The sequence below is a fragment of the Streptomyces doebereineriae genome (assembly GCF_031845645.1).
Classification (GTDB): Bacteria; Actinomycetota; Actinomycetes; order Streptomycetales; family Streptomycetaceae; genus Streptomyces; species Streptomyces canus.
The window spans coordinates 800,697-822,849 of the sequence record NZ_JAVREZ010000002.1 but is presented as its reverse complement, the minus strand read 5'-3'; the positions used below and the strand labels follow the sequence as shown (position 1 = coordinate 822,849).

The following is a 22,153-nucleotide window of genomic DNA, read 5'->3' as shown; positions in this document are numbered from 1 at the left end:
TGGTCAAGCCCCCTGTTGCACCCATATGGCGGCGCTGTGCTGTGCCTGTGAGTGCGATTGCCAGTTCGTTTCGGGTGCCGGACGCGGGGTCGCGGGACCGACAGCTGGCAGGTGCACGGTGAACACGGTGCGCCCGGGAACGCTGTCGACGGTCACGGCGCCGCCGTGCGCGGTCGCGACGGCCTGCACGATGGCGAGGCCGAGACCCGTCGAGCCGGAGGCACGCGAGCGTGAGGAGTCACCGCGCGCGAACCGTTCGAAGACGTGCGGGAGCAGGTCGGACGGGATGCCCTGGCCGTTGTCCTCGACGTCCACGCACATCCAGGGGCCGCGGCGCTGGATCCGCGCCGTGACGGTGGTGCCCTCCGGGGTGTGTTTGCGGGCGTTGCCGAGCAGGTTGATGAGCACCTGCTGGAGACGAGCCGCGTCACCGGAGACGAGGGCGGGTTCGTCGGGCAGGTCGAGGCGCCAGTTGTGGTCCATGCCGGCCGCTCGGGCGTCACTGATGGTGTCCACGACGAGCGGGATGAGGTCGGTCTGCTCGAACTGCAGCGGCCGCCCGGCGTCCAGGCGCGCGAGCAGCAGCAGGTCCTCCACGAGCAGCGTCATACGGCCCGCCTCGGACTCGATACGGCCCAGGGCGTGCCGGGTGTCGGGGCCGACCTCTTCTCTGCCGCGTCTGGTGAGCTCGGCGTACCCGCGGATGGAGGCGAGCGGGGTCCGCAGCTCGTGACTGGCGTCGGCCACGAACTGGCGCACCCGCATCTCGCTCTGCTGGCGTGCGTGCAGGGCGCCGTGGACGTGGTCCAGCATCCGGTTGAGCGCGGAGCCGACCTGTCCGACCTCGGTGTGCGGATCGCACTCCGACTCGGGCACCCGCTCGCTCAGGTTGACCTCGCCGGTGTGGAGCGGGAGTTCGGAGACCCGGGTGGCGGTGTTGGCGACCCTGCGCAGGGGGCGGGTGGCGAGCCCGACCAGGACGTAACCGGCGATGACGGCCGCGCCGAGACCGGCGGCGGTGACGCTGATCTCCACGAGGATCAGGGTGTCGATGGTGGCGTCGACGTCCGTGGTGGGGAGGGCGACGTAATAGGCGGAGGTGTCGTTGCTGGAGTACCGGACGAGATAGTCACCGATACCGGGCAGCTCCACCTTGTGCTGCTTGTTGTCCTTGGGGACCGTGTTCAGCACCTTGATCTGGGCGGCCGTGAGGTTCTCGGCGGTCATCCCGAAGTTCTGGTCGGAGCCGGAATTCACCCCGCGCTTGGCATCGGTGATCTTGCCGTTCTCCAGCTTGGCGGCGATCGTGCCGTCCGGCCCCGGGCCGATGACGAACGTGGCGGGGGTTTTCTGCTGGTTGGCCTGCGCGCCGAGCTGGCCGTTCTTGTCGTCACCGTCGCCGTTGGCGCCGTTCGCGAACTTCCCGGGCGGGAAGTCGCGCGGCGCCGCCCGTGACGAGGCCTCGTTCAGCTTGCCGCTCAGCTGGTCGTAGAGATGTGACCGCAACGCCAGTGTCGTCACCGTGCCGATCACCGAGCAGACCACGGCGATCAGCACCACCGACGCGACGACGAGCCGCGTCCGCAGCGTGCGCGGCTTGCCTGCTCGCCCTGCTCGCTTCTGCGCCCGCGGCCGTCGTCGTCCGCTCATGAGGCGGCGGGCTTGATCAGATAGCCGGCTCCGCGCCGGGTGTGGATCATCGGCTCACGTCCCGCGTCTATCTTCCGGCGCAGGTAGGAGATGTAGAGCTCGACGACGTTGGCCTGGCCGCCGAAGTCGTACGACCACACGCGGTCGAGGATCTGCGCCTTGCTGAGCACCCGCCGGGGGTTGCGCATGAGGAAGCGCAGCAGTTCGAACTCGGTCGCGGTGAGGTGGATGTTCTCTCCCGCGCGCGAGACCTCGTGGCTGTCCTCGTCGAGGGTGAGGTCACCGACGACCAGCACGGAGTCGCTGCGGCGGTCGGCGGCACCGGACCGGCGGATGAGCCCACGCAGCCGGGCCACGACCTCTTCGAGGCTGAACGGCTTGGTGACGTAGTCGTCGCCACCGGCGGTGAGCCCGGCGATGCGGTCCTCGACGGCGTCCTTCGCGGTCAGGAACAACACCGGCACGTCCGGCAGGTCACGCCGAAGCCGCCCGAGGACGGCCAGTCCGTCCATGTCGGGAAGCATCATGTCGAGAACGACGGCGTCGGGCCGGAACTCCCGCGCGGTCTGAACGGCACCCTGGCCGTCTCCCGCACTCCGGATCTGCCATCCCTCATAGCGCAGGGCCATGGAGAGCAGTTCGGTGATCGACAGCTCGTCGTCCACCACAAGCACCCGGACGGGGCTCCCGTCCGGCCTCAGCAGTTCGGTGCGCCCCTGGGGCGAGGTCGTGGTCATGGCCAACACCATGTCGGGGCCCCCTGAGAGCACCCTTTCGGATATCTGTGATTTTCCTGAGAAACGCACAGGCGGCTCTCAGGGAACGCCTGGGGAATCCCTTGTTCGACGAGGCGGACGTGTTCGACGGGGTGGACGAGACGGGGTGGACGAGCCACCCGCCCGAGACTCCGACCGCTACCGGACCGGCCCCTGCTCGTCCACATGAACCGTCGGCGCGCCGAGGAACACCTCGGCGCCGACCGGGCCGTAGGCGATGTTGAAGGTGTCCAGCCAGTACGACCAGTCCCGCAGCCCTACGGCGCTGCTGAAGCGGTAGTTGAGCCGCCACCGCACCCACTGCCCGGGCTCGAGCCGCACGCCCGGACGCCGCCGCGGCCGGGGCGGCACCCCGAACATCGGTCTCACCCTGGGCAGGACCCGCAACCGCCCGTCGGCCTCACGGAGTTGGACGTCGACGCCTCTGAGGCTGTCGCCCTGGTGGTCGTGCGGCACGAAGTCGTCCCGCTCGTCCATCCGGACCGCGTGGACGAACGGCTCCCCGTCGCGCCCCACCGCGGACGGCGGCAACACGAAGCCGACCGGAGCCGCGTTCCTCCTTGTCGCGGCCTCGCCGCCACGGGACTGCTTCGTCCACGACGTGCGTATCCACTGCACCGTGACGTCCATCCCCGGCCCTCCCCCTCATCAGAACAACCCGTCCTGAACCCCCGGCATCTCCTTGAACTCTCTCATCGGCACGGTGATTTCCGCCCCGTCGGCCGGAACCAGATCCCACCCGGTCATCAGCCGTGTGTCCAGTACGACGACTCCCCCGCCCTCCGTCTCCAGGTGCAGGTCCGGGCCGGCGGCCGCGACGAGACGACCGCCCACCGACCCGCCCGCGACGAGCTCGCTCACCTCACCGACGGCGGTGGGCAGGCCGGCGAGGCCGAAGACCTCGACGTGATCGACCGGTTCGTAGGGCGCCCGCTCCAGGGACTCGGGCCAGCCGCCCAGTGCCACCGCCCGCGTGTGCAGTTCGGCGATCTCGGCGGCCCGCTCGGCGGCCGACGCCGGCAGGGCGGACCGGACGGCCCGCTTGTCGCCGTACGGAATGCGATCCGGCACCGAGAGCGCTGCCCGCAGCAGTTCCTCGGTGCGCCGGGCGGCCATGAGCGGACCGGTGCCGAGCCAGCTGAAGCACACGGCGCCCTGTTCCCACAGGCGCGCGCTCCCCCGCTCGTACGCCGTGATGCCGACCTTGACCATGCCGGGCCCGAACCACGCCAGGTACACCCGGTACGGACGGGGATCGTCCGCGAGGGTGTCGGCGGCCACGGAGTGTGCCCGGTCAAGCCGCGCACACTCCTCGCACCGCGCCCCCGTGCTCCGCCCCGACACCGCGGCCCGCGCCGGACACGCATGCCCCCGCGCTCCCACACATGTCCGCACACCCCCCTCCGCGACCCCGAAGGCCACCCGCTTCCCCCAGGTCAGCGCACTGCGCCGACCACCGACCCACCGCAGCCCGGGCCCACCCGCCGACCACCGCAGCCCCGAGCATCTCCATGCCTGTGCCATCCCTCACGAGGGTAGGGGGCACCACTGACAACGGGGATCACGCGAGGGTCCGAGGCCGGTCCACGGGGTCCGAGGCCGGTCCTCAGGGTCCTGACACGGTCCGCGGGAGCCGGAGACTGGTCCACGGGAGCCGGAGAACCGGTCGCGGGAGCCAAGGACCCGTCACGGGAGCCGGAGACTGGTCCGCGGGAGCCCGAGACCCGTCCGCACAAGCCGGCGACCCGGTCGGCAGATGCCCGAGACCCGATCCGCACGAGCTGGAGACGAAGGCCGGTCGGGGGAGCCGAAGTCCCGTCCGCACAAGCCGGAGCGCCGTCGCGGGAGCCGAAGGCCGGTCGCGGGAGCCGAAGACCCGGTCCGCACAAGCCCGAGACCCGTCACGGGAGCCGAAGACCGGGCGCGGGAGCCGAAGACCCGGTCCGCACAAGCCCGAGACCCGTCACGGGAGCCGAAGACCGGGCGCGGGAGCCGGGACGCGAGGACTCCCGGGCGGGGAGTTCAGCCCACCGACTCCACGGCGACGGGTTCCGCCGGCGCCCCCACCCTGGGCTCGACCACCGGGGTCCGCGAACCTCCTCGTCCGGCCATCCGGCACCCGACACACCCGGCGTGCCCCTGCCGCGCGCTCGTGTCCCGCACTCGCATCCCCCACTGCTCGCGCGGCCGGCGCCCCGGCGGTTTGCCCCAACCGGCCAGGTGCAGGGCCCAGGTGACGAGGGCGCCCACCGCGGTGATCGCGAGACCACCGGCCATCGCGACACCGGACACCGTGCACACCCCCAGCCCCAGCACGGCGGTCCCGACGGTCGCGATGCCGAATCCGGTCCACCCCGCGACCGTGTGCCCCTCGTCATACTGATGTGCACTCACAGATCCTCCTCGACCCGATCCCTCACTCCCTAAGAAATTTAGCGCAGAAACCTCTCACGCGCTAAGAGAAATCCGCAGAACGCGCCCCTGCGAACGCCTCGCGCCCTGCCAACGCCCCAGAGAATCAGGAACCCGATGTCCGCCGAGCCCCGCCCCAACGCCACTCCGGCCCAGACACGGGAGGCGATGGACCTCTTCATCGCCACCGCCCACCTCGGCCAGCAGGAGATGGCCCAACGGCTGGGTCTGAACGTCACCGACCTGCTGTCCTTCGCCTGCGTCCTGAAGGCCGGCGAGGACCTCCTCACCGCGGGCGACCTCGCCGAGCACGCCCATGTCACGACCGGCGCGGTCACCGGCATCCTCAACCGCCTCGAACGCGGCGGCTACGTCACCCGCGTCCCCGACCCCACCGACCGCCGCCGCGTCCGGGTCGCCGCGCTGCCCGACGCCGTGGCCAAGGTCGTCGCCCTCTACCAGCCGTACTACGACCGCCTCGACGCCGTCTTCGCGGGCTACTCCGCCGACGAGATCGCCGTACTCCACGACTGGTTCAGCCGTTCGACGAACCTCGCGCTCGCCTATATCGAGGAGCTGCGGGCGAAGGACGCGGACGGCGAGTAGCGGGACCGCCCCACCCCGGGGGTGGAGCTAGCCCCACCTCCCATTCGGGAGGGCACTCCATCGTTACGGCGAGCCCGCGACGGCATCGTTGATCTCAGCCGATCCACCCCGGATCAGGCGGATCGAGAAGCCCGCGCCGAGCCGGAGGAAACACCATGGAGCCGCAGACGGCCGACAGGACCCAGTCCCCGTCCTCGCCCTCCTTGTCCTCCTCGCCCTCCCCGGCCGCCCCCGGCCCCCTCGCCTCCTTCGTCCGCTTCGTCGTCTGCGGTGGCGGGATCGGCGTCCTCTCCAGCTTCGCCGTACCGCTGGTGGCGATGACGATGCCGTGGGCGGTCGCCAACGCGGTGATCACCGTCGCCTCCACGCTCCTGTGCACCGAGCTCCACGCCCTGTTCACCTTCGGCACCGGCCGCCGCCCCGGCTGGCGCAGGCACCTCCAGTCCTCCGGCTCCGCGGCGGCCGCGTACGCCGTCACCTGCGCCGCGATGTTCCTCCTCCACGTCATCCAGTCGGCGCCCGGCATGCTCACGGAACAGGCCGTCTACCTCACCGCGTCCGGTCTGGCCGGCATCGGCCGCTTCCTGGTCCTGCGCCTGTTCGTCTTCACGAGCGGCCGCAAGAGCCCGCTCCGGCCCCGGCGACCCGTGCTCCCCCTGCCCCGCCCCGTGCTCACCCAGGCCGCCGTGGGCGCCACCTGCTGACGTACGGTCACCGCGGCCGCTCGCCCCGAAGGCAGCTGTCGTGCGCGGGTACTGGCGCAACGTGCCCGGCCCCTTCTACGGCGCCGCCACCGACTCGACGATGCTGGGCCACCTGGACGCCCTGCGCCAGATCTCTCGACCGGAGTCGGGCGCCCAGTCGGTGGGAGGCGCTGCCGAGGCTCTGGGCGTTCAGGCCGCCAGGTGACGTCTCAGAGCCTCCGCCGCGTCGGACACGAACGTCGCCCGCCCGGCCGCCTCCAGCAACTCGGCCTCTCCGAACCAGCCGTGCCACGCGATCTCCGCCGGATCGGGCACGAGCGCTCCGGTCACGACGACTTCGTGCACCCCGAGCCAGTAGGGGCTGATCTCGCCGCGACACAGGAACTTGAAGAGGAAGCGAGGTGTCCCGAACACCCCCAGTTCCTCGGCGAGTTCACGGGCCGCGGCCTCCTCGTACGACTCCCCGACCTCCGCCGCCCCGCCCACCAGCCAGTTGTACTGCCCCGGGAAACGGGAATCGTTCTCCGGCCGCCGATGCATGAGAATCCGCCCGTCCGGATCACGGCAGACCGTGGTCGCGATCCGGTGCAGCCACCCCTTCTCGATGGCCTCCGCCCGGTCCACCACCCCGATGACCCGGTCCTCCTCGTCCACGCGCTCCACCAGTTCGCCCATGACGGTCACGATGACAGAGGGGTACGACAACGCCATGTTGGGGGCTGCCGACACCCTGGGGGTGCAGCTGCCCCCACCCCGGACCGGGCGGCGGGCTCCATGTCGCCGCCCCGGAATCGACGGCATCGTAGAAGCCATCGGATCCCGGATCCCGGGCCCGGCCCCCGAGTTCACCGCCCCCCTCCGTGCGTCGCCCTCCGGAAGGAACCCCATGAGCCCGCTGCTGTCCTCCCCGCCCTCCTTGTCCTCCCCGTCGATCGAGATCTCCCCCGAGAGCGAACTGGCCCCGCTGCTCACCGCCTGGGACCTGGCCCACCCCGCCGCGGCCGACCCCGACTGGCGCCACCTGCTCGACGAACTCGCCCACCCCCGCACCACCCAGGCCTTCCACGGCCTGGCCACGACCGCCGCATGACCTCGCTGCCACGCCATCACCCCACCGCAAGAGGTCCCGGAGATCCCACTCCGGGGCCTCTCGTATGTCGGGGGCGGGGGCGGGGACAGCGACGGGCGGGCACGGGTGACGATGCGCGGATATGCCCCGAGCAGGCCGTCGTGCTGGTCATTCCGGTCGCTCGGGAGGGTCTGAGGGGAGCTGAAGGTCAGGGGCCGTTGCTGGGGTTGCCGCATCAGGTCGCTGTGCGGTCTCGCCGGCTCTGCGGGCGCCGGCCAGATTGCTACGACTGACCAACGTACGAGGGTCGGTGTCACCCAGTACCTGCTCCCGCTGAGCGAGAGTGGACTCGTACAGGGGGATGGCCCGCTCCAGATCCCCCGCATCCTCGTAGACGATGGCGAGGTTGTTGCGGCTGGTCAGGGTGTCGGGGTGGGTGTCGCCCAGCACCTGCTCCCGCTGGGCCAGGGTGGACTCGTACAGCGCGATCGCCCGCTCCAGATCCCCCGCCGCCCGGTACGCGCCGGCCAGGCCGCTACGAGTGATCAGAGTGGAAGGGTGGGTGTCACCCAATACCTGCTCCCGCTGAGCGAGAGTGGACTCGTACAGCGCGATCGCCCGCTCCAGATCCCCCGCCGTCCTGTAGGCGTAGGCCAGGTTGTTGCGGCTGGTCAGGGTATCGGGGTGGGTGTCACCCAGCACCAGCTCCCGCTGGGCCAGGGTGGACTCGTACAGCGCGATCGCCCGCTCCAGATCCCCCACCTCCTCGTAGGCCCAGGCCAGGCTGCTGCGGCTGAGCAGAGTGTCGGGGTGAGTGTCACCCAGCACCCGCTCCCGCTGGTGGAGGATGGACTCGTACAGCGGAATGGCCCGCTCCAGATCCCCCGCCGTCCTGTAGGCGTAGGCCAGGTTGTTGCGGCTGGTCAGGGTATCGGGGTGGGTGTCGCCCAGCACCTGCTCCCGCTGGGCCAGGGTGGACTCGTACAGCGCGATCGCCCGCTCCAGATCCCCCACCGACCTGTAGGCGTAGGCCAAGTTGCTACGGCTGGTCAACGTACGGGGGTGGGTGTCGCCCAGCGTCTGCTCGCGCTGGTGCAGGATGGACTCGAACAGCGCGATCGCCCGCTCCAGATCCCCCACCTCCTCGTAGGCCCAGGCCAGGCTGCTGCGGCTGACCAGGGTGTCGGGGTGGGTGTCACCCAGCACCTGCTCCCGCTGGGCCAGGGTGGACTCGAACAGCGCGATAGCCCGCTCCAGATTCCCGGCCTTCTGGTGCGCGCCTGCAAGGCTGTTGCGGGTGATCAGGGTGGAGGGGTGAGCGTCGCCCAGTACCTGCTCCCGCTGGACGAGGGTGGACTCGAACAGCGCGATAGCCCGCTCCAGATCCCCCGCCGTCCTGTAGGCGCCGGCCAGGTTGTTACGGCTGGTCAACGTACGTGGGTGGGTGTCGCCGAGTACCTGCTCGCGCTGGGCGAGGGTGGACTCGAACAGCGGGACGGCCCGCTCCAGATCCCCCGCCGCCCGGTACGCGCCGGCCAGGTTGTTGCGGGCAATGAGGGTGTCCGGGTGGGTGTCACCCAGCACTCCCTCGCACAGGGCCAGGGTGGACTCGAACAGCGCGATCGCCCGCTCCAGATCCCCCACCGACCGGTACGCGCCGGCCAGGTTGATACGGCTGGTCAACGTTTGAGGGTGAGTTCCGCCCAACACCTTCTCGCGCTCGGCGAGGGTGGACTCGAACAACGGGACGGCACGCTCCAGATCCCCCACCTCCTCGTAGGCGAGGGCGAGGTTGTTGCGGCTGGTCAAGGTGGAGGGGTGGGTGTCGCCCAGCACCTGCTCGCGCCGGGCGAGCGTGGACTCGAGCAACGGGATGCCACGTGCCACGTCCCCCACCGCCATGTAAGCGAGGGCGAGGTTGTTGCGGCTGTTCAGGGTGAAACGGTGGGTGTCGCCCAGCACCTGCTCGCGCTGGGCCAGGGTGAACTCGTACAGCGGGATGGCCCGCTCCAGATCCCCCGCGTCCTCGTAGGCACCGGCCAGGCTGTTGCGGCTGATCAGGGTGTCGGGGTGGGTGTCACCCAGCACCAGCACCTGCTGGGCGAGAGTGGACTCGTACAGCGGGATGGCCCGCTCCAGATCCCCCGCGTCCCCGTAGGCACCGGCCAGGCTGCTGCGGCTGATCAGGGTGTCGGGATGGGTATCGCCCAGCACCAGCACCTGCTGGGCGAGAGTGGACTCGAACAGCGGGATGGCCCGCTCCAGATCCCCCGCCGCCCCGTAGGCCCGGGCCAGGCTGCTGCGGCTGATCAGGGTGTCGGGATGGGTGTCCCCCAGCACCTGCTCAGACCGCGTAAGGACAGCAGTGCGCAGAGGGATGGAGTGGGCATCGCGGCCCTGCCGGAACAGGTACTGGGCGGCAGCGCGGTAGATGCCGGTGGTCTCGGTCGAGGCGGGGCGGCTCGGTGGTGTGGATTCGGCCAGGGCGAAGACGTGGGGGAGCAGACGTTCCCACCGCGTGTTCGCCTCCGTGGCAGCGGCGTTCCCGTTGGGGACGGCCTGCCTCAGAGCCTGTTCGGCCTCCTGCCGGCCCAGGGCGACGGCGCTGGGATCAGAGGTGGCGCGGGCGCGTACCACCATCTGCACCAGGCGGTGCACCGTGATGCTCCGGCGGTCGGCAGTGAAGGCGATCATGTTGTAGGCGTGGAGCACGCCCAGGGCGTCGCCCAGCGCGATCGGATCGGTGGCCAGCGCGGCAAGGAGAGTCCGGGGGATGTCATCGGGGGCCAGCCATGCGACCGTGTACAGGAGTTTGACGGCGAGCGGATCACGGCCTTCGATCGCGGTCAGAGTGTGGAGCCAGATGCGGGCGATCGTGCGTTCCGGGTCGGTGCCGTCCGCGGCCCTGTCGAGGCCCCGTCCCAGCAAGTGCTGGTACACACCCAGAGGGGTACCGGTCTGGTGGAGGTAGGCCCCCACCTGCTCCAGCGCCAAGGGCAGATACCCGAGCTCGGCAGCCAGATCAGTGGCCTGGCGTCGCTGTTCCGGGGTCGGCTGTCCCTGGCCGAGGGCGAGTGTGCACAGCAGGTCGGCGGACGCGTCCGGGTCCATCAGGCCCAAGGCCATCGTCGGGGCGATGGTGTGCCAGCCGGTTGCCTTCCGGCTGGTGGCCAGGTGATGGCCGTCCGCCAGGGCGCCAAGGTAGTGGCGCAGGTCCGTCGGGTCCTCGACGTTGTCAAAGACCAGAAGCCAGCCCGGATGCCACTGCAGCCACACGATCGCCCATGCCGCACGCTCTTCCACGCCCACTGCTGCCGCCCATTGCGGGCACAGCCGCACTGCCAGCGTGGCCAGACTCGTGACGATCTGTTCGGTGGAATCGGCGGTGATCCACCACACCAACGTGTAGTCCCGCCGGTACTCGTGGGCATAGTGCAGCGCGAGCGAACTCTTCCCGATTCCGCCCAGTCCGTGGATGGCCCGTGTTTGGGACGGGGTTTGCGTCACCGCAGCCTCACCCTCCCGGGCGAGCAGCTCCCGCAACCGCTTCAGTTCCTGGTCCCGGCCGACGAACACCCCCGACGCGGACCCCGGCAAATTCGCTGCCCCCGGCGGCGCGCTCACCTCCCGCGCCCACCGCACCGCCTCCGGCGGCAGCATCACCACCCGGGCGCCATCGCCAGTGATCGCTACCGCGATGCTGCCGGCGGCAGCGACCGATCGGGGACCGGAGGCCTGTGGCCCACTCGACGTGGACAGCTGATCACTGCTCACGGCCTGAGCGTGGCGTTGTCACCGGTGATCGCAGTACCGATCGTCTGGGCGGCGATGGCCCGCTCACCCGACGCGGTCACCGTCACCGGCCCACCGGTGGCGGGCAGCAACTCGACCAGTTCCCGCAACAACTCGGCGTCCTCGCGTACCGCACGCCTGAGCTGTTGCCGCAGTGCTGCTGCCGCGTCCTCATCGTCGGTTGCCTCAGCCGCGTCCTGCACAGCCGCCTCCAGTGCGGCCCGCCCCGGCTCGTCCCGACGACGCCACACCGACTGCAGCATCCGCCGCCCCACGTTCGCCGTCGCGTCGACCGCAGCGTTCTCGGTCCGGGTCAACACTCCCGCGCCATAGGCCCCCAGGGCTGCCGTCAGGTACGGGCCCGCCTGGCCCACGAACTGAACGATCTCCGCACTCATCCACAACTCCTCGGGCTGCGGCTTTGCTTGTACCGCAAACCAAGCGTAAGGAAACGCCACTCCGTGCCGACCCGAAACGCCAGAAGCGGGGTGCTGCCGGTTGCTGTTTGCTGGTTCTTCGCCGGAGCACAGCACGACAAAGCCCCCTCCGGGATGATCCCGGAGGGGGCTTTGAACTGCTGTGCACTCGGCAGGATTCGAACCTGCAACCTTCTGATCCGTAGTCAGATGCTCTATCCGTTAAGCTACGAGTGCTTGTTCTGTTTTCTCGCCGTTCCTTGCCCTTCCGGGCCGCTCGCGGCGACAGGAAGAACATTACATGACTGCCGCTCGCATGTGAAATCCGTTTGCCGTAGCCATTGTGACCTGCGAAAACACCCCTCAGGGCAGGGGGACAACGACGAAGCCCCGGTCGCTCGGACCGGGGCTTCGGTGATCTTGCGCGGAGGCGGAGGGATTTGAACCCTCGATGGGATTGAAGTCCCAAACCGCATTAGCAGTGCGGCGCCATAGACCGGACTAGGCGACGCCTCCCGCACAGCCGCCCGCGCGAGCGCGAGTGGTGCGTGCAGATGATGACACAGCCGGAGGTCGTGCCACCAATCGGTTCCCACGGTACTAGGCAGGCGGGGCGCAGGGCAAAGTGCTTCGGCGCAACGTACGGCGCCGTCCGGCGTTAGTCAGGGCATGTCATACGTCACCCGGCTCGGCCGGCTCGCCCGGTTAAGCCCCCTCCCCCTGTTCCTGGCCGCCCTGGCCCCCACCCCCGCGTCGGCGTACACCGACGGCGGCGACCATCTCACCGTCACCGTCCGGGATGCGGGAAGCGGCGCCGACGGGACCTTCGAGGTCGACTGTCACCCCACCCGCGGCACCCACCCCGACCTCCCCGGGGCCTGCGCCGTCCTGGAGCGGAACACCCGCTGGGGGAAGGACACCTTCGCCCCCGTCCCGGAGGGCAGCTTCTGCACCATGCTCTACGGCGGTCCCGCCACCGCCCACGTCACGGGGACCTGGGCCGGGCGCCCCGTGGACACTTCGTTCGACCGGAGCGACGGATGCGACATCGCACGCTGGGACCGGTTCGTGCCGCTCCTCCCCAGCATGGGCACCTAGCCACCGAGGGGCGGTCACACGTTCTACTTCACTTCGTCGTGCGACCTCCCTCTCATCCAGCACCCTCCGCACAACGGCTGCGCTTAGACTCCCTCGCGTGACACGTCGCGGGCCCCTTGGCAAGATGGCCCGAACGGTCGGCAAGGTGCGGTAACAGGGAGGAAGCGTCTCGTGAGCAGCAGGCCATCCCGAGGCGCTGCTCGCCTCGCAGCCATACTCGACGCGCTTCCCGATGCGTTGGTGCTGGTCAACGCCAATGGGACCGTCGTCAACGCCAACACCATCGCGCTGGAGGCGTTCGAGGCGCCGGGCACCGCGCTGGTCGGGCGCGGGCTGCTCGATCTGCTGCCGCACTTCGACTCGCGGCTCATCCCGGGCTCCATGCGGCGGCCCGACCACATGGACCCGCGCGGGCAGACCAAGCCGACCCGGATGATCGCCCGCAGGACGGACGGCACCGAGTTCCCCGTCGAGGTCACCTCGGCGAACCTGGAGAACGGCCAGCAGGCCTACGACGGTTACGGCTACAGCGGCGACGAGCTGCTCATGCTCGTCGTACGCGACCTCACCGGGACCGTGGACACCGAGGCCGAGCTGGCACGGTCGCAGCGGCAGACCGAGATGATCCTGCGGGCCGCCTCGGAGGGCGTCGTAGGGACCGACACCGACGGGCGGATCGTGCTCGTCAACCCGGCCGCCGCCCAGATACTGGGTTACCGGGCCAGTGACCTCGGTGGCCGCGAGCTCCACGACCTCATCCTGCACTCCCGCGCCGACGGCACCCCCTTCCCGTACGAGGAGTCCCCCCTCGCCGACACCCTGCGCTCCGGGCGCAAGCACCGGGTGCGCGGACAGGTGCTGTGGTCGAAGAAGGACGAGAAGGTCCCGGTGGACCTGACGACCGCGCCGGTGCGCGACGGCGACCAGCTCGTCGGCGCCGTGCTCACCTTCACCGACCGGCGGCCCTACGACTCGCTCGCCGACGAGAAGACCGCCGCCGAGAAGGTCCACGCGGCGGAGCTGGAGCGGATCGAGGAGGAGCACGCCTCCGAACTCACCGCGCTGCGGCAGAAGCACATCACCGAACTGGAGGAGCTCCAGGAGCAGCACGACGAGGAAATCGCCGCCGGTGAGGAGCGGTACGCCGCGCTCGGGGAGCGCGAGAAGGACCGCTACGAGGCGCTCGCCGGGCGCCACGACCAGCTCCTCACCCTGCTCGGCCGCTCCCTGCGCGGCCCCCTCGACGAACTGCGCCGCGAACTGTCCGCGCTCGCCGCCGACGACGCCGGCCAGCTGTGGCCCGAGGCCAACCAGGTCCTGCACCACCTCTCGGCCGGCTACTCCCGCATCACCAACCTCATCGACAACGTCCTCGGCTACCAGCGACTCGACGCCGGCGCCGACGACATCGTCCGTACGAACGTCATGCTCGACGCGGTCGTCGCCGCCGGTGTGGACGGGGCCGTCGAGCTCATCGGGCCGGGGCGCGTCCAGTTCGCCGTGCATGCGCCGCCCATCGAGGCCGAGGTCGACGCCCAGCGCCTCGCGACCGCGCTCGCGCATCTCATCGCGGACGTGGCCGGGGTCGACGCGACCGGGAACTCTCCCGTGTCCGCGGGCGGTTACATGGACAACACGGTCGTGGTGGCGGCCGCGCAGCGCGGCGAGGGCGTACGGATCGAGGTGCGCGGGCCGTACGCCGGGGGAGACCCGGTGCACGAGCCGATCGTGCGCGGGATCGTGCGCGCCCACGGCGGTGTGCTGCAGACGCACGAAGTGCCGGGCATGAGCGGCAGCGCGTACGTCCTCGAAGTGCCCATCGGCGGTGGGGCGGGGGCCGTCGCGGCTCCCGGTCCGGCCGCGCTGGAGGCCGCCCCGGTGGAAACCGCCCCCGTGGAAACCGCCCCTGCCGAGGGCGGCGGGCGGCGGCGGGCCCGGCGCTCCTCCACCGACTCCTTCCTGGACGCCGACCTCCCGGCCGAGACCGACGAGTCCGTGGCGCCCACCGGGCGGCGCAGGCGGCGGGCGGCGGCCGAGCGGGAGCAACCGGTGTCCGTACCGGCGCAGGCCTCCGGCGACGACGGGGACGGCTCCGGCGGTACGGGGCGGCGCCGTGCTCGGGCCGCCGATGCCGGTGTGTCCGAGGGTGCCGTGGTGATGGCCGGCGAGCATGGCGCCGGGTCCGCCGCCGCGGGGACCGGTCTCGGCGGGACCGTGCCGCCGCAGGGCGTGCCCGTGCCGGCCGGGCGTCGGGCCCTGAGCGACGGCGGCGAACAGCACGCGCTGCCGGCGGCGTTGCCCGCGGGCGGCTCCACCGAACCGGGTCAGGCGCAGGGGCAGCTCCCGGTCGCCGGGCAGGGTTCGTCCGGCACGGGCGCACCGCAGGACGGGCGCCGACGGCGCGCCCTTGCCGCCGCGTCGGAGCGCGCGGCCGCGCAGGAGGCGGCCCCCCGTGCGGTGTTCGCCCTCCCGCCCGCCGAGGCGGACCGACCGTCCGACGACTCGGCCGCGGCGGGACCGGCTCCGGTGCAGGCACAGGCACAGGCACAGGCACAGACGACGGGGCCGGAGTCGGGACAGATTCCGGGCCAGGCTCAGGTCCCGGGGCAAGCTCAGGTCCATAGCCAGGGTCAGGTGCCGAACCAGGTCGCAGACCCGGCTCACGTCCCGGGCCAGGGCACGGGGCAGCTCCCGGGCCAGATGCAGGTACCCGGACAGCTCCAGGCGCCGGGGCAGGCACAGGCCCCGGGCCAAGGTCAGGTGCCGAACCAGGTCGCAGGCCCGGCTCAGGTCGCAGACCCGGCTCACGTCCCGGGCCAGGGCACGGAGCAGCTCCCGGGCCAGATGCAGGTACCTGGGCAAAGCCAGGTACCCGGACAAATCCATGCGCCGGGGCAGGCAGAGGTCCCCGCGCAACGTCACGCCCCGGGTCAGGCACAGGCCCCAGGGCAAAGTCACGCCCCAGGTCAGACTCAGGTCCCCGGCCACAGCCAGGTCCCGGGCTCGGCACAACTCCCGGGTCAGGTACAGGTACCCGGTCAGATTCAGGCACCGGGGCAGGTACAGATCCCGGGTCAGGCGCAGCCCCCCGGCCAGGCCCCGGCCGCCGTTTCCACGGCCGCTCCCCTCCCCGCCCCCGTTCCGGCCAACGGTCTCGCCCAGGTCCCCGGTCACGTCGTCCCCGACGACGGTCACGGCGACGACGGTCGGCACGACGCCGTGCCGCACGACCAGGCCGACGACCACACCCCGCCGCAACCGCACCCCACCAACGCGCCGACGGGCCGCCGCCGACGTGCCGTGGCCCAGCCCGCCGAGGTGCCGGGACAGCGTGTCCAGGCAGCCGCCCCCGGCGCGGTGCCGTCGGCCCAGTTCCCGGGTGTCCCCGTGCAGAACGCGACCGGACAGGTCGGCCTGGTTCCGCAGACCGCACCCGCCCCGGCCTCGCCCCTCCAGGCGGCCCCGGCCCAGCCCGGCCTCGCCCCCAACCAGCCCCTTCCCGCCGAGACACCCCAGCAGGACCAGTCCCAGAACACGCCCACTCCCCAACCGTGGCCCACCAGCCACGACGCCTCCGGCGCCGCCACCGCCGTACCCCCGAACCAGCCCGCCCCCCAGCCCGCGCAGGCCCCCGAAGCCGGTCAGCCCAGTCCGCCGCCCGGTACGCCTCTGCAGGCCCGGGTCGCGCAGCCGCTGCCCGCCGAAGCCGCGACCGCACCCGTCGACCCGAACTCCACCCAGGGCCGGGCGATCAGCGTGCGCACCCTCGGTCAAGGGGTCCCGTTCACCCGGCAGGCGGCCCAGGTGCAGCAGCCGGGGACGGCCACGCCTCCCCCGCAGCAGCCCGGTGGTTCGGGGCGGCGGCGCAAGCTCGGCACCCGGCCCGACCCCGCTGCCGCCGCGGCCCCGGAGCAGGGGGCCCGTCCGCATCCGGCGGCCGAGCAGGCCGTAGCGGCACCGGCGCAGACACCGCAGCCGTCGCTGGCCGGGCAGTCACGGCTCGCGCACGCCACCGAGGCGGCCGGACGGTCGTACGCCATAGGGGCGCCCGACGAGAACGCCGCCGAGGGGCCCGAGCCGCTGGACGGTCCCGGCGGGGCCGTCGAGATCCCGCACACCCCCCGGCCGCAGCCGATGGACGACGAACTGCCCCCGGAGCCGCTGGACAACCCGCGGCGGCTGCTGGTGTGGCCGGCGCCGGACGTGACGACCCAGCAGGCGCTCAGCGACCGTGGGTACCGGCCGGTCATCGTGCAGTCGCGCGAGGAGGTCGACGCGCAGATCGCGGCCTTCCCCGCCGCCCTGTTCGTGGACCCGCTGACCGGGCCGATCACGCGGACCGCGCTCCAGTCGCTGCGGCAGGCGGCGGTGGCGTCCGAGGTGCCGATCATGGTGACCGCCGGGCTCGGGCAGGCCTCGCGGGAGGCGGCGTACGGCGCCGATCCCGCCGTACTGCTGAAGGCGCTGGCGCCGCGGGACAGCGAGCAGCACCCGCCGCGCGTGCTGCTGATCGAGGAGCACGCGGAGATCGCGCTGGCGCTGACCGCGACGCTGGAGCGGCGGGGGATGCAGGTGGCGCGGGCCGCGAGTGACACGGATGCCGTGACGCTCGCGGGGCAGCTCAGGCCGAACCTCGTGGTGATGGACCTCATGCAGGTGCACCGGCGGCGGGCCGGGATCGTGGACTGGCTGCGGGCGAACGGGCAGCTGAATCGCACCCCGTTGGTCGTGTACACCGCGGCCGTGGACCAGGCCGATCTGCCTCGGCTGGCCTCCGGTGAGACGGTTCTGTTCCTCGCCGAGCGGTCGACCAGCGCCGAGGTGCAGTCACGGATCGTGGACCTGCTGGCGCGGATCGGCACGAACTAGGACCGGCGTCGGTGCGGGTACAGCCAGGTTCCGTGGCGCTCTCCGGCTGCCACCGGACGGGACGGTCGCGTGGCCGACGGACTTGCCGTCGGCGGCCTCCACCGCGGGCGGCGGTTCGGCCGGCCCGGCGCGGGGTTTCGCGACCTCGGCCGCCCGCGCGGCACGGCCCGCGGAGGCGGCCTTACGGCCTGAGGACGCGGCCGGGCAGTCGTTGCGGTGCCGCGTGCACACCCGCCCCACGACTCCCTACTTCGTGACCAGTCGCCGCGCCGCCTCGCGCACCGAGGCCCGCAGCCGCTCGTGGTCGCTCTCCTCGGCGCCCACCACGATCCGCCTCATCTGGGGGACGACCACGGCCCAGTTGGCGAGGGCGATCAGCAGGAACAGCAGGTCGCGGGCCGGGATCGCGTCGCTGAGGACGCCCCGGTCCTGGGCGTCCTGGAGGGCGTCGATCTTGTGCCGGTAGTGCTCCTGGCGCTCGGCCTCGTCGGGCAGCTCGGTGGCGCCGTACTCCATTCCCTCCCAGAAGAGCAGGCGCAGCACCTCGGGGTGGGCGGCGTGGTAGTCCATCAGGCGGTCGATCCAGCCCTCGATGTCGTCCGGGTCGACGGGGACGGCGACGGCCAGGTCGAGCATGACCTTCTCCAGGACCTTCGTGAACAGCTCCGCCTTGTTGCCGAAGTAGGCGTAGATCAGCTGCTTGTTGGCCTTGGCCTCGGTCGCGATGCGGTCGATGCGGGCGCCCGCGATGCCGTAGCGGGCGAACTCGGCGACCGCCGCCTCGAAGATCCGGGCCCGAGTGGCCTCGGGGTCCCTTGCTGCTGCCATGGGGCCAGAGTAGAGGGGACGGGTCAAGTAACCAACTATTTGGTTGACAGGGAATCGACGTGCGTCCCAGACTGTTGGGACTGTTCCAACCAACCAGTTAGTTGTTAGACCTGACTCGAAGGAGTCCCCGGTCATGCCGACAGCAACCGTCACCCGAGGGCGGTCCACGAAGGCCCCCGCCCGGCGCGCGGGCTCGCTCCTCCTCGTCCTCATCGCCGTCTGCACCGCCGTCACGGCCGCCAACATCTACCTCGCGGCCCCGCTGCTTCCCCTCATCGCCCGCGACTACGGCTCGACACCCTCCGCGGTGGCCTGGATCGCCTCGGTCGCGCAGTTCGGCTACGCCTTCGGGCTGCTCGTCTTCGCCCCGCTCGGCGACAGCGTGAACCGACGGCGCCTGGTCGCCGTCCTCTCACTCCTCACCACCGCGGCCCTGACCGCCGCCGCGCTCGCCACCGGCACCACCGCCCTCGCGGCCGCCGTCCTCATCGCCTCCGCGGCGACCGTCGTCCCCCAGCTGCTGGTCCCGCTGGTCGCCCAGCGCGCCCCCGCCGACCGTCGGGCCCGCCATGTCGCGGCCGTCATCGCGGGCCTGTTCACCGGTATCGTCGCGGCCCGTGTGCTCGGCGGCCTGATCGGTCAGGCCTACGGCTGGCGGGTGGTCTTCGTGGGCGCGGCCGCCCTGACGGCCGTCCTCGGCCTCGCGACGGCCTACGCCCTGCCGGTCGAACGAGTCCGCCGCTCAGGACCGCTCTTCTCGGGCCTCACCGCCCTGCCGTCCGTCGTCCGCCGCTCGCCCGATCTGTGGCGCGCGTGTGTGCGGCAGGCGGGGATGTACGGCGCCTGGAGCGCGCTGTGGACCTCGCTGGCGCTCCTGCTGACCGGCTCGTCCTACGGCCTGTCGACCGCGACCGCCGGTCTCTTCGGCCTCTTCGGGCTGGCGGCCGGCGTGGTGGCACCCCTGGCCGGGGGTTTCGTGGACCGCTTCGGCGCCGCCAAGGTCGTACGGTCGGCGTATCTGCTCGCCGCTGTGTCCGTACCGCTGTTCTGGCTCGGCGGCCACGTCATGTGGGCCCTGTTCGTCGCGGCGATCGCCGTCCACGCGGCCCTGGTCGCCTCCCACGTCGCCAACCAGACCCTCGCCCTGACGACGACCTCGACCCCGGCCACCGCCAACACGGCGTATGTCGTGGCGGGTTTCGCCGGCGGCGCGACGGCGTCCGCGCTCGCCGGGTCGGCCTTCGGATGGTGGGGCTGGGGCGGGGTGTGCGCCGTGGCGGGAGCGTGGCTGGGGCTGGGGTGGCTCGCCACTTCGGTACGGCGGTGACGGTTGTCGGGTGACGGTTGTCGGGTGACGCCTGTTGAGCAAAGGCTAGCGAGTGACGGCTGTTATACGGGGGGGGGGAGGACCCCTGATCCGGCTGCGGCGCCCTGCTCCCCGCACCCCTCGCTGTCTCAGAGCTGGGTGACGTCCAGCTCCCCCTGCGCGTACCGCTTGCGGAGCACCTTCTTGTCGAACTTTCCGACGCTCGTCTTCGGGACCGCCTCGATGATCGACCAGCGCTCCGGGAGCTGCCACTTGGCGATCTTGCAGACGTCGCTCGCGAGGAAGGCGCGCAGGGACTCGAAGTCGGCGGTGGAGCCCTCCTTGAGGACGACCGTGGCCAGCGGGCGCTCGCCCCACTTGTCGTCGGGAACGGCGACTACGGCGGCCTCGGTGACTTCCGGGTGGGACATCAGGGCGTTCTCCAGCTCGACCGAGGAGATCCACTCGCCGCCGGACTTGATGACGTCCTTGGCGCGGTCGGTGAGGGTGAGGAAGCCGTCGGCGGAAATGGTGCCGACGTCGCCGGTCTTCAGCCAGCCGTCCTCGCTGAACTTGTCGGCGGGGCGCAGGGGTTCGGCATCCGGGCCGTTGTAGTAGGCGCCCGCGATCCAGGGGCCGCGGACCTCCAGCTCGCCCGCGGACTCGCCGTCCCAGGGGAGGCGCTCGCCGCCGGGGCCGCTGAGGCGGGCCTCGACGCCGGCCGGGAAGCGGCCCTGGGTGAGGCGGTAGGCGAACTCCTCGGGCGTGCCTGCCGCATGGGCCGGCGGGCGGGCGATGGTGCCGAGCGGGGAGGTCTCCGTCATGCCCCAGGCGTGACAGACCCGCATGCCCAGCTTGTCGAAGGCCTCCATCAGGGAGGGCGGACAGGCCGAGCCGCCGATGGTGACCTGGGTGAGGGAGGAGACGTCACGGGGCTTGGCGGTGAGCTCGCCGAGCAGACCCTGCCAGATGGTGGGGACCGCGGCCGCGTGGGTCGGCCGCTCGCGCTCGATCATCTCGGCGAGGGGCGCGGGCTGCAGGAAGCGGTCCGGCATCAGCATGTTGACGCCGGTCATGAAGGTGGCGTGCGGCAGGCCCCAGGCGTTGACGTGGAACTGGGGGACGACCACGAGCGAGGTGTCCTGGTCCGTCAGGCCCATCGACTGGGCCATGTTGACCTGCATGGAGTGCAGATAGATCGAACGGTGGCTGTAGACCACGCCCTTGGGGTCGCCCGTGGTGCCGGAGGTGTAGCACATGGCGGCGGCCTGACGCTCGTCCAGCTCGGGCCAGTCGTAGGTGGTGGGCTTGCCGGCGATCAGCTCTTCGTACTCGTGCACACGCGCGTGGGAGCCCTCGAGGGCCGTGCGGTCGCCGGGGCCGGAGACCACCACGTGCTCGATCGTCTTGAGGTGCGGGAGCAGCGGGGCGAGCAGGGGGAGCAGCGAGCCGTTGGCGATGACGACCCGGTCGGCCGCGTGGCCCACGATGAAGGCCAGCTGATCGGCCGGGAGGCGGAGGTTGAGGGTGTGCAGGACCGCGCCCATGGAGGGGATCGCGAAGTAGGCCTCGACATGCTCGGCGTTGTTCCACATCAGGGTCGCCACCCGCTCGTCCCCGGCGACTCCGAGGTCCTCGCGCAGCGCGTGCGCCAGCTGGGCGGCGCGGGCGCCGACCTCGGCGAAGGAGCGGCGGTGCGGCTCCGGTTCGCCGGTCCAGGTGGTCACCTGTGAGGTGCCGTGGATCGACGACCCGTGGGTCAGGATCCTGGAGATCAGCAGCGGTACGTCCTGCATCGTGCTCAGCACGGCGTCCTCCCGGGGGCGACATTGCCTACGCGGTAGTAAGGGCTGCGCCGATTCTGCGCACATACCGCGCGGTATGTCACTAGAGCCGGGCGATCGATCACGTCACGATGCCCTCACAACGGCCGACCGTCACGAACGGTTCCCTACCGGGCGAGCACCAGCTCGGGGTCCTCGCGGAGCTTGCCGAGCGCCCTGGACACCGCCGACTTCACGGTCCCGACCGAGACGCCGAGCACCTCGGCCGTCTGCACCTCGCTGAGGTCCTCGTAATACCTGAGGACGACCATTGCCCGCTGCCGCGCCGGCAGCTTCATGATCGCCCGCCACATCGCGTCGTGCAGCGCCTGCTGCTCGGCGGGGTCGTCCTCGCCGGGCACGGGGTCGGGCTCGGGGATCTCGTCGGTCGCGAACTCGTCGACCTTGCGCTTGCGCCACTGCGAGGTGCGCGTGTTCAGCAGGGCGCGGCGGACATAGCCGTCGAGGGCACGGTGGTCCTCGATGCGCTCCCAGGCGACATAGGTCTTGGTCAGGGCGGTCTGCAGCAGGTCCTCCGCGTCGCTCGGGTTCGCGGTCAGCGACCGGGCGGTACGCAGCAGCACCGGCTGGCGTGCCTTCACGTACGAGGCGAACGAGGGGTACGCGAGGGTCTGCGTCGCCGGTACGGCGGCCTTCGAAGCACTGGTGCAGACGGGTGTGGTCATGGCTCCACGCTAGATTCGCGACCACCCCCCGCTCATCGGCCACAAGTCCCGAAGAAGACTCCCCCTCAGGTTGTAGAGGTGGGGCTGACTGCACCTCCTGAAGGTGGACGAGGAGGGC

General features: G+C 71.4%; 18 protein-coding genes and 2 tRNA genes. 7 read left to right on the top strand and 13 right to left on the bottom strand.

The window, feature by feature from the left end; translation table 11 throughout:
- Window positions 1-3: 3 nt before the first annotated feature.
- The 5 genes from RNB18_RS09315 to RNB18_RS09295 form a co-directional block, all read right to left on the bottom strand.
- Window positions 4-1,650 carry a sensor histidine kinase gene (locus RNB18_RS09315; protein WP_311713637.1) on the bottom strand — a complete coding sequence of 549 codons (1,647 nt, stop codon included), beginning with the start codon at window positions 1,648-1,650 and terminating at the stop codon, window positions 4-6.
- Complete coding sequence (locus tag RNB18_RS09310) at window positions 1,647-2,387, bottom strand: response regulator transcription factor (RefSeq protein ID WP_054235077.1); 741 nt, start codon at window positions 2,385-2,387, stop codon at window positions 1,647-1,649. Before RNB18_RS09310 ends, RNB18_RS09315 begins: the two co-directional genes overlap by 4 nt.
- A gap of 177 nt (window positions 2,388-2,564) precedes the next feature.
- Window positions 2,565-3,056 carry a hypothetical protein gene (locus RNB18_RS09305; RefSeq protein WP_280858775.1) on the bottom strand — a complete coding sequence of 164 codons (492 nt, stop codon included), beginning with the start codon at window positions 3,054-3,056 and terminating at the stop codon, window positions 2,565-2,567.
- 18 nt (window positions 3,057-3,074) lie between these two features.
- Window positions 3,075-3,950 carry a DUF2797 domain-containing protein gene (locus RNB18_RS09300; RefSeq protein WP_311713636.1) on the bottom strand — a complete coding sequence of 292 codons (876 nt, stop codon included), beginning with the start codon at window positions 3,948-3,950 and terminating at the stop codon, window positions 3,075-3,077.
- A gap of 498 nt (window positions 3,951-4,448) precedes the next feature.
- Window positions 4,449-4,820, bottom strand: a complete 372-nt coding sequence (locus RNB18_RS09295; RefSeq protein ID WP_311713635.1) for an HGxxPAAW family protein — start codon at window positions 4,818-4,820, stop codon at window positions 4,449-4,451.
- 135 nt (window positions 4,821-4,955) lie between these two features.
- Between RNB18_RS09295 and RNB18_RS09290 the strand changes: the two genes are divergently transcribed.
- The 3 genes from RNB18_RS09290 (at window position 4,956) to RNB18_RS09280 (ending at window position 6,353) form a co-directional block, all read left to right on the top strand.
- Window positions 4,956-5,444, top strand: a complete 489-nt coding sequence (locus tag RNB18_RS09290) for a MarR family winged helix-turn-helix transcriptional regulator (protein WP_311713634.1) — start codon at window positions 4,956-4,958, stop codon at window positions 5,442-5,444.
- 155 nt (window positions 5,445-5,599) lie between these two features.
- Window positions 5,600-6,148 carry a GtrA family protein gene (locus RNB18_RS09285; RefSeq protein ID WP_311713633.1) on the top strand — a complete coding sequence of 183 codons (549 nt, stop codon included), beginning with the start codon at window positions 5,600-5,602 and terminating at the stop codon, window positions 6,146-6,148.
- A gap of 40 nt (window positions 6,149-6,188) precedes the next feature.
- A complete protein-coding gene (locus RNB18_RS09280; RefSeq protein WP_311713632.1) occupies window positions 6,189-6,353 on the top strand; it encodes a hypothetical protein in 165 nt (54 codons plus the stop codon).
- Here RNB18_RS09280 and RNB18_RS09275 read toward each other — a convergent pair.
- Window positions 6,338-6,823 (bottom strand): NUDIX domain-containing protein, encoded by a 486-nt coding sequence (locus RNB18_RS09275; RefSeq protein WP_311713631.1) that lies wholly within the window; start codon window positions 6,821-6,823, stop codon window positions 6,338-6,340. The genes RNB18_RS09280 and RNB18_RS09275 overlap by 16 nt on opposite strands.
- A gap of 211 nt (window positions 6,824-7,034) precedes the next feature.
- On the opposite strand from RNB18_RS09275, the gene RNB18_RS09270 reads away from it, so the two are divergent.
- Window positions 7,035-7,238: a hypothetical protein gene (locus tag RNB18_RS09270; protein ID WP_311713630.1), complete on the top strand. Its 204-nt coding sequence runs from the start codon at window positions 7,035-7,037 to the stop codon at window positions 7,236-7,238.
- Window positions 7,239-7,385: 147 nt separating this feature from the next.
- Here the strand turns inward: RNB18_RS09270 and RNB18_RS09265 are convergent, their stop codons facing one another.
- The 4 genes from RNB18_RS09265 to RNB18_RS09250 all read right to left on the bottom strand — a co-directional run bounded on the left by RNB18_RS09265 (window position 7,386) and on the right by RNB18_RS09250 (window position 11,941).
- On the bottom strand, window positions 7,386-10,991 hold the full coding sequence (locus RNB18_RS09265) for a tetratricopeptide repeat protein (protein WP_311713629.1): 3,606 nt from the start codon (window positions 10,989-10,991) through the stop codon (window positions 7,386-7,388).
- Complete coding sequence (locus RNB18_RS09260; RefSeq protein WP_311713628.1) at window positions 10,988-11,407, bottom strand: hypothetical protein; 420 nt, start codon at window positions 11,405-11,407, stop codon at window positions 10,988-10,990. Before RNB18_RS09260 ends, RNB18_RS09265 begins: the two co-directional genes overlap by 4 nt.
- Before the next feature lie 182 nt (window positions 11,408-11,589).
- Window positions 11,590-11,662: transfer RNA gene (locus RNB18_RS09255), tRNA-Arg, on the bottom strand.
- 188 nt (window positions 11,663-11,850) lie between these two features.
- Window positions 11,851-11,941: transfer RNA gene (locus RNB18_RS09250), tRNA-Ser, on the bottom strand.
- 153 nt (window positions 11,942-12,094) lie between these two features.
- On the opposite strand from RNB18_RS09250, the gene RNB18_RS09245 reads away from it, so the two are divergent.
- Both RNB18_RS09245 and RNB18_RS09240 read left to right on the top strand, forming a co-directional pair.
- Complete coding sequence (locus RNB18_RS09245; protein ID WP_311713627.1) at window positions 12,095-12,523, top strand: SSI family serine proteinase inhibitor; 429 nt, start codon at window positions 12,095-12,097, stop codon at window positions 12,521-12,523.
- Window positions 12,524-12,694: 171 nt separating this feature from the next.
- Window positions 12,695-17,392 (top strand): PAS domain-containing protein, encoded by a 4,698-nt coding sequence (locus RNB18_RS09240; RefSeq protein ID WP_311713626.1) that lies wholly within the window; start codon window positions 12,695-12,697, stop codon window positions 17,390-17,392.
- A gap of 246 nt (window positions 17,393-17,638) precedes the next feature.
- Here the strand turns inward: RNB18_RS09240 and RNB18_RS09235 are convergent, their stop codons facing one another.
- Window positions 17,639-18,220: a TetR family transcriptional regulator gene (locus tag RNB18_RS09235; protein ID WP_311713625.1), complete on the bottom strand. Its 582-nt coding sequence runs from the start codon at window positions 18,218-18,220 to the stop codon at window positions 17,639-17,641.
- Window positions 18,221-18,353: 133 nt separating this feature from the next.
- On the opposite strand from RNB18_RS09235, the gene RNB18_RS09230 reads away from it, so the two are divergent.
- Window positions 18,354-19,547 carry an MFS transporter gene (locus RNB18_RS09230; protein WP_311713624.1) on the top strand — a complete coding sequence of 398 codons (1,194 nt, stop codon included), beginning with the start codon at window positions 18,354-18,356 and terminating at the stop codon, window positions 19,545-19,547.
- A gap of 128 nt (window positions 19,548-19,675) precedes the next feature.
- Here RNB18_RS09230 and RNB18_RS09225 read toward each other — a convergent pair whose 3' ends face one another.
- Together RNB18_RS09225 and RNB18_RS09220 are read right to left on the bottom strand one after the other, a co-directional pair.
- Window positions 19,676-21,322, bottom strand: coding sequence for a long-chain fatty acid--CoA ligase (locus tag RNB18_RS09225; protein WP_311713691.1), 1,647 nt, complete (start codon window positions 21,320-21,322; stop codon window positions 19,676-19,678).
- A 155-nt stretch (window positions 21,323-21,477) separates the two neighbouring features.
- A complete protein-coding gene (locus RNB18_RS09220; RefSeq protein WP_053851784.1) occupies window positions 21,478-22,035 on the bottom strand; it encodes a SigE family RNA polymerase sigma factor in 558 nt (185 codons plus the stop codon).
- Window positions 22,036-22,153: the final 118 nt, after the last annotated feature.

Excerpts from the sequence above, each read along its gene's own strand:
- RNB18_RS09315 (WP_311713637.1), bottom strand. The coding sequence starts at position 1,650 with ATGAGCGGACGACGACGGCCGCGGGCGCAGAAGCGAGCAGGGCGAGCA.
- RNB18_RS09310 (WP_054235077.1), bottom strand. The coding sequence starts at position 2,387 with ATGACCACGACCTCGCCCCAGGGGCGCACCGAACTGCTGAGGCCGGAC.
- RNB18_RS09305 (WP_280858775.1), bottom strand. The coding sequence starts at position 3,056 with ATGGACGTCACGGTGCAGTGGATACGCACGTCGTGGACGAAGCAGTCC.
- RNB18_RS09300 (WP_311713636.1), bottom strand. The coding sequence starts at position 3,950 with ATGGCACAGGCATGGAGATGCTCGGGGCTGCGGTGGTCGGCGGGTGGG.
- RNB18_RS09290 (WP_311713634.1), top strand. The coding sequence starts at position 4,956 with ATGTCCGCCGAGCCCCGCCCCAACGCCACTCCGGCCCAGACACGGGAG.
- RNB18_RS09285 (WP_311713633.1), top strand. The coding sequence starts at position 5,600 with ATGGAGCCGCAGACGGCCGACAGGACCCAGTCCCCGTCCTCGCCCTCC.
- RNB18_RS09275 (WP_311713631.1), bottom strand. The coding sequence starts at position 6,823 with ATGGGCGAACTGGTGGAGCGCGTGGACGAGGAGGACCGGGTCATCGGG.
- RNB18_RS09270 (WP_311713630.1), top strand. The coding sequence starts at position 7,035 with ATGAGCCCGCTGCTGTCCTCCCCGCCCTCCTTGTCCTCCCCGTCGATC.
- RNB18_RS09260 (WP_311713628.1), bottom strand. The coding sequence starts at position 11,407 with ATGAGTGCGGAGATCGTTCAGTTCGTGGGCCAGGCGGGCCCGTACCTG.
- RNB18_RS09245 (WP_311713627.1), top strand. The coding sequence starts at position 12,095 with ATGTCATACGTCACCCGGCTCGGCCGGCTCGCCCGGTTAAGCCCCCTC.
- RNB18_RS09235 (WP_311713625.1), bottom strand. The coding sequence starts at position 18,220 with ATGGCAGCAGCAAGGGACCCCGAGGCCACTCGGGCCCGGATCTTCGAG.
- RNB18_RS09230 (WP_311713624.1), top strand. The coding sequence starts at position 18,354 with ATGCCGACAGCAACCGTCACCCGAGGGCGGTCCACGAAGGCCCCCGCC.
- RNB18_RS09225 (WP_311713691.1), bottom strand. The coding sequence starts at position 21,322 with ATGCAGGACGTACCGCTGCTGATCTCCAGGATCCTGACCCACGGGTCG.
- RNB18_RS09220 (WP_053851784.1), bottom strand. The coding sequence starts at position 22,035 with ATGACCACACCCGTCTGCACCAGTGCTTCGAAGGCCGCCGTACCGGCG.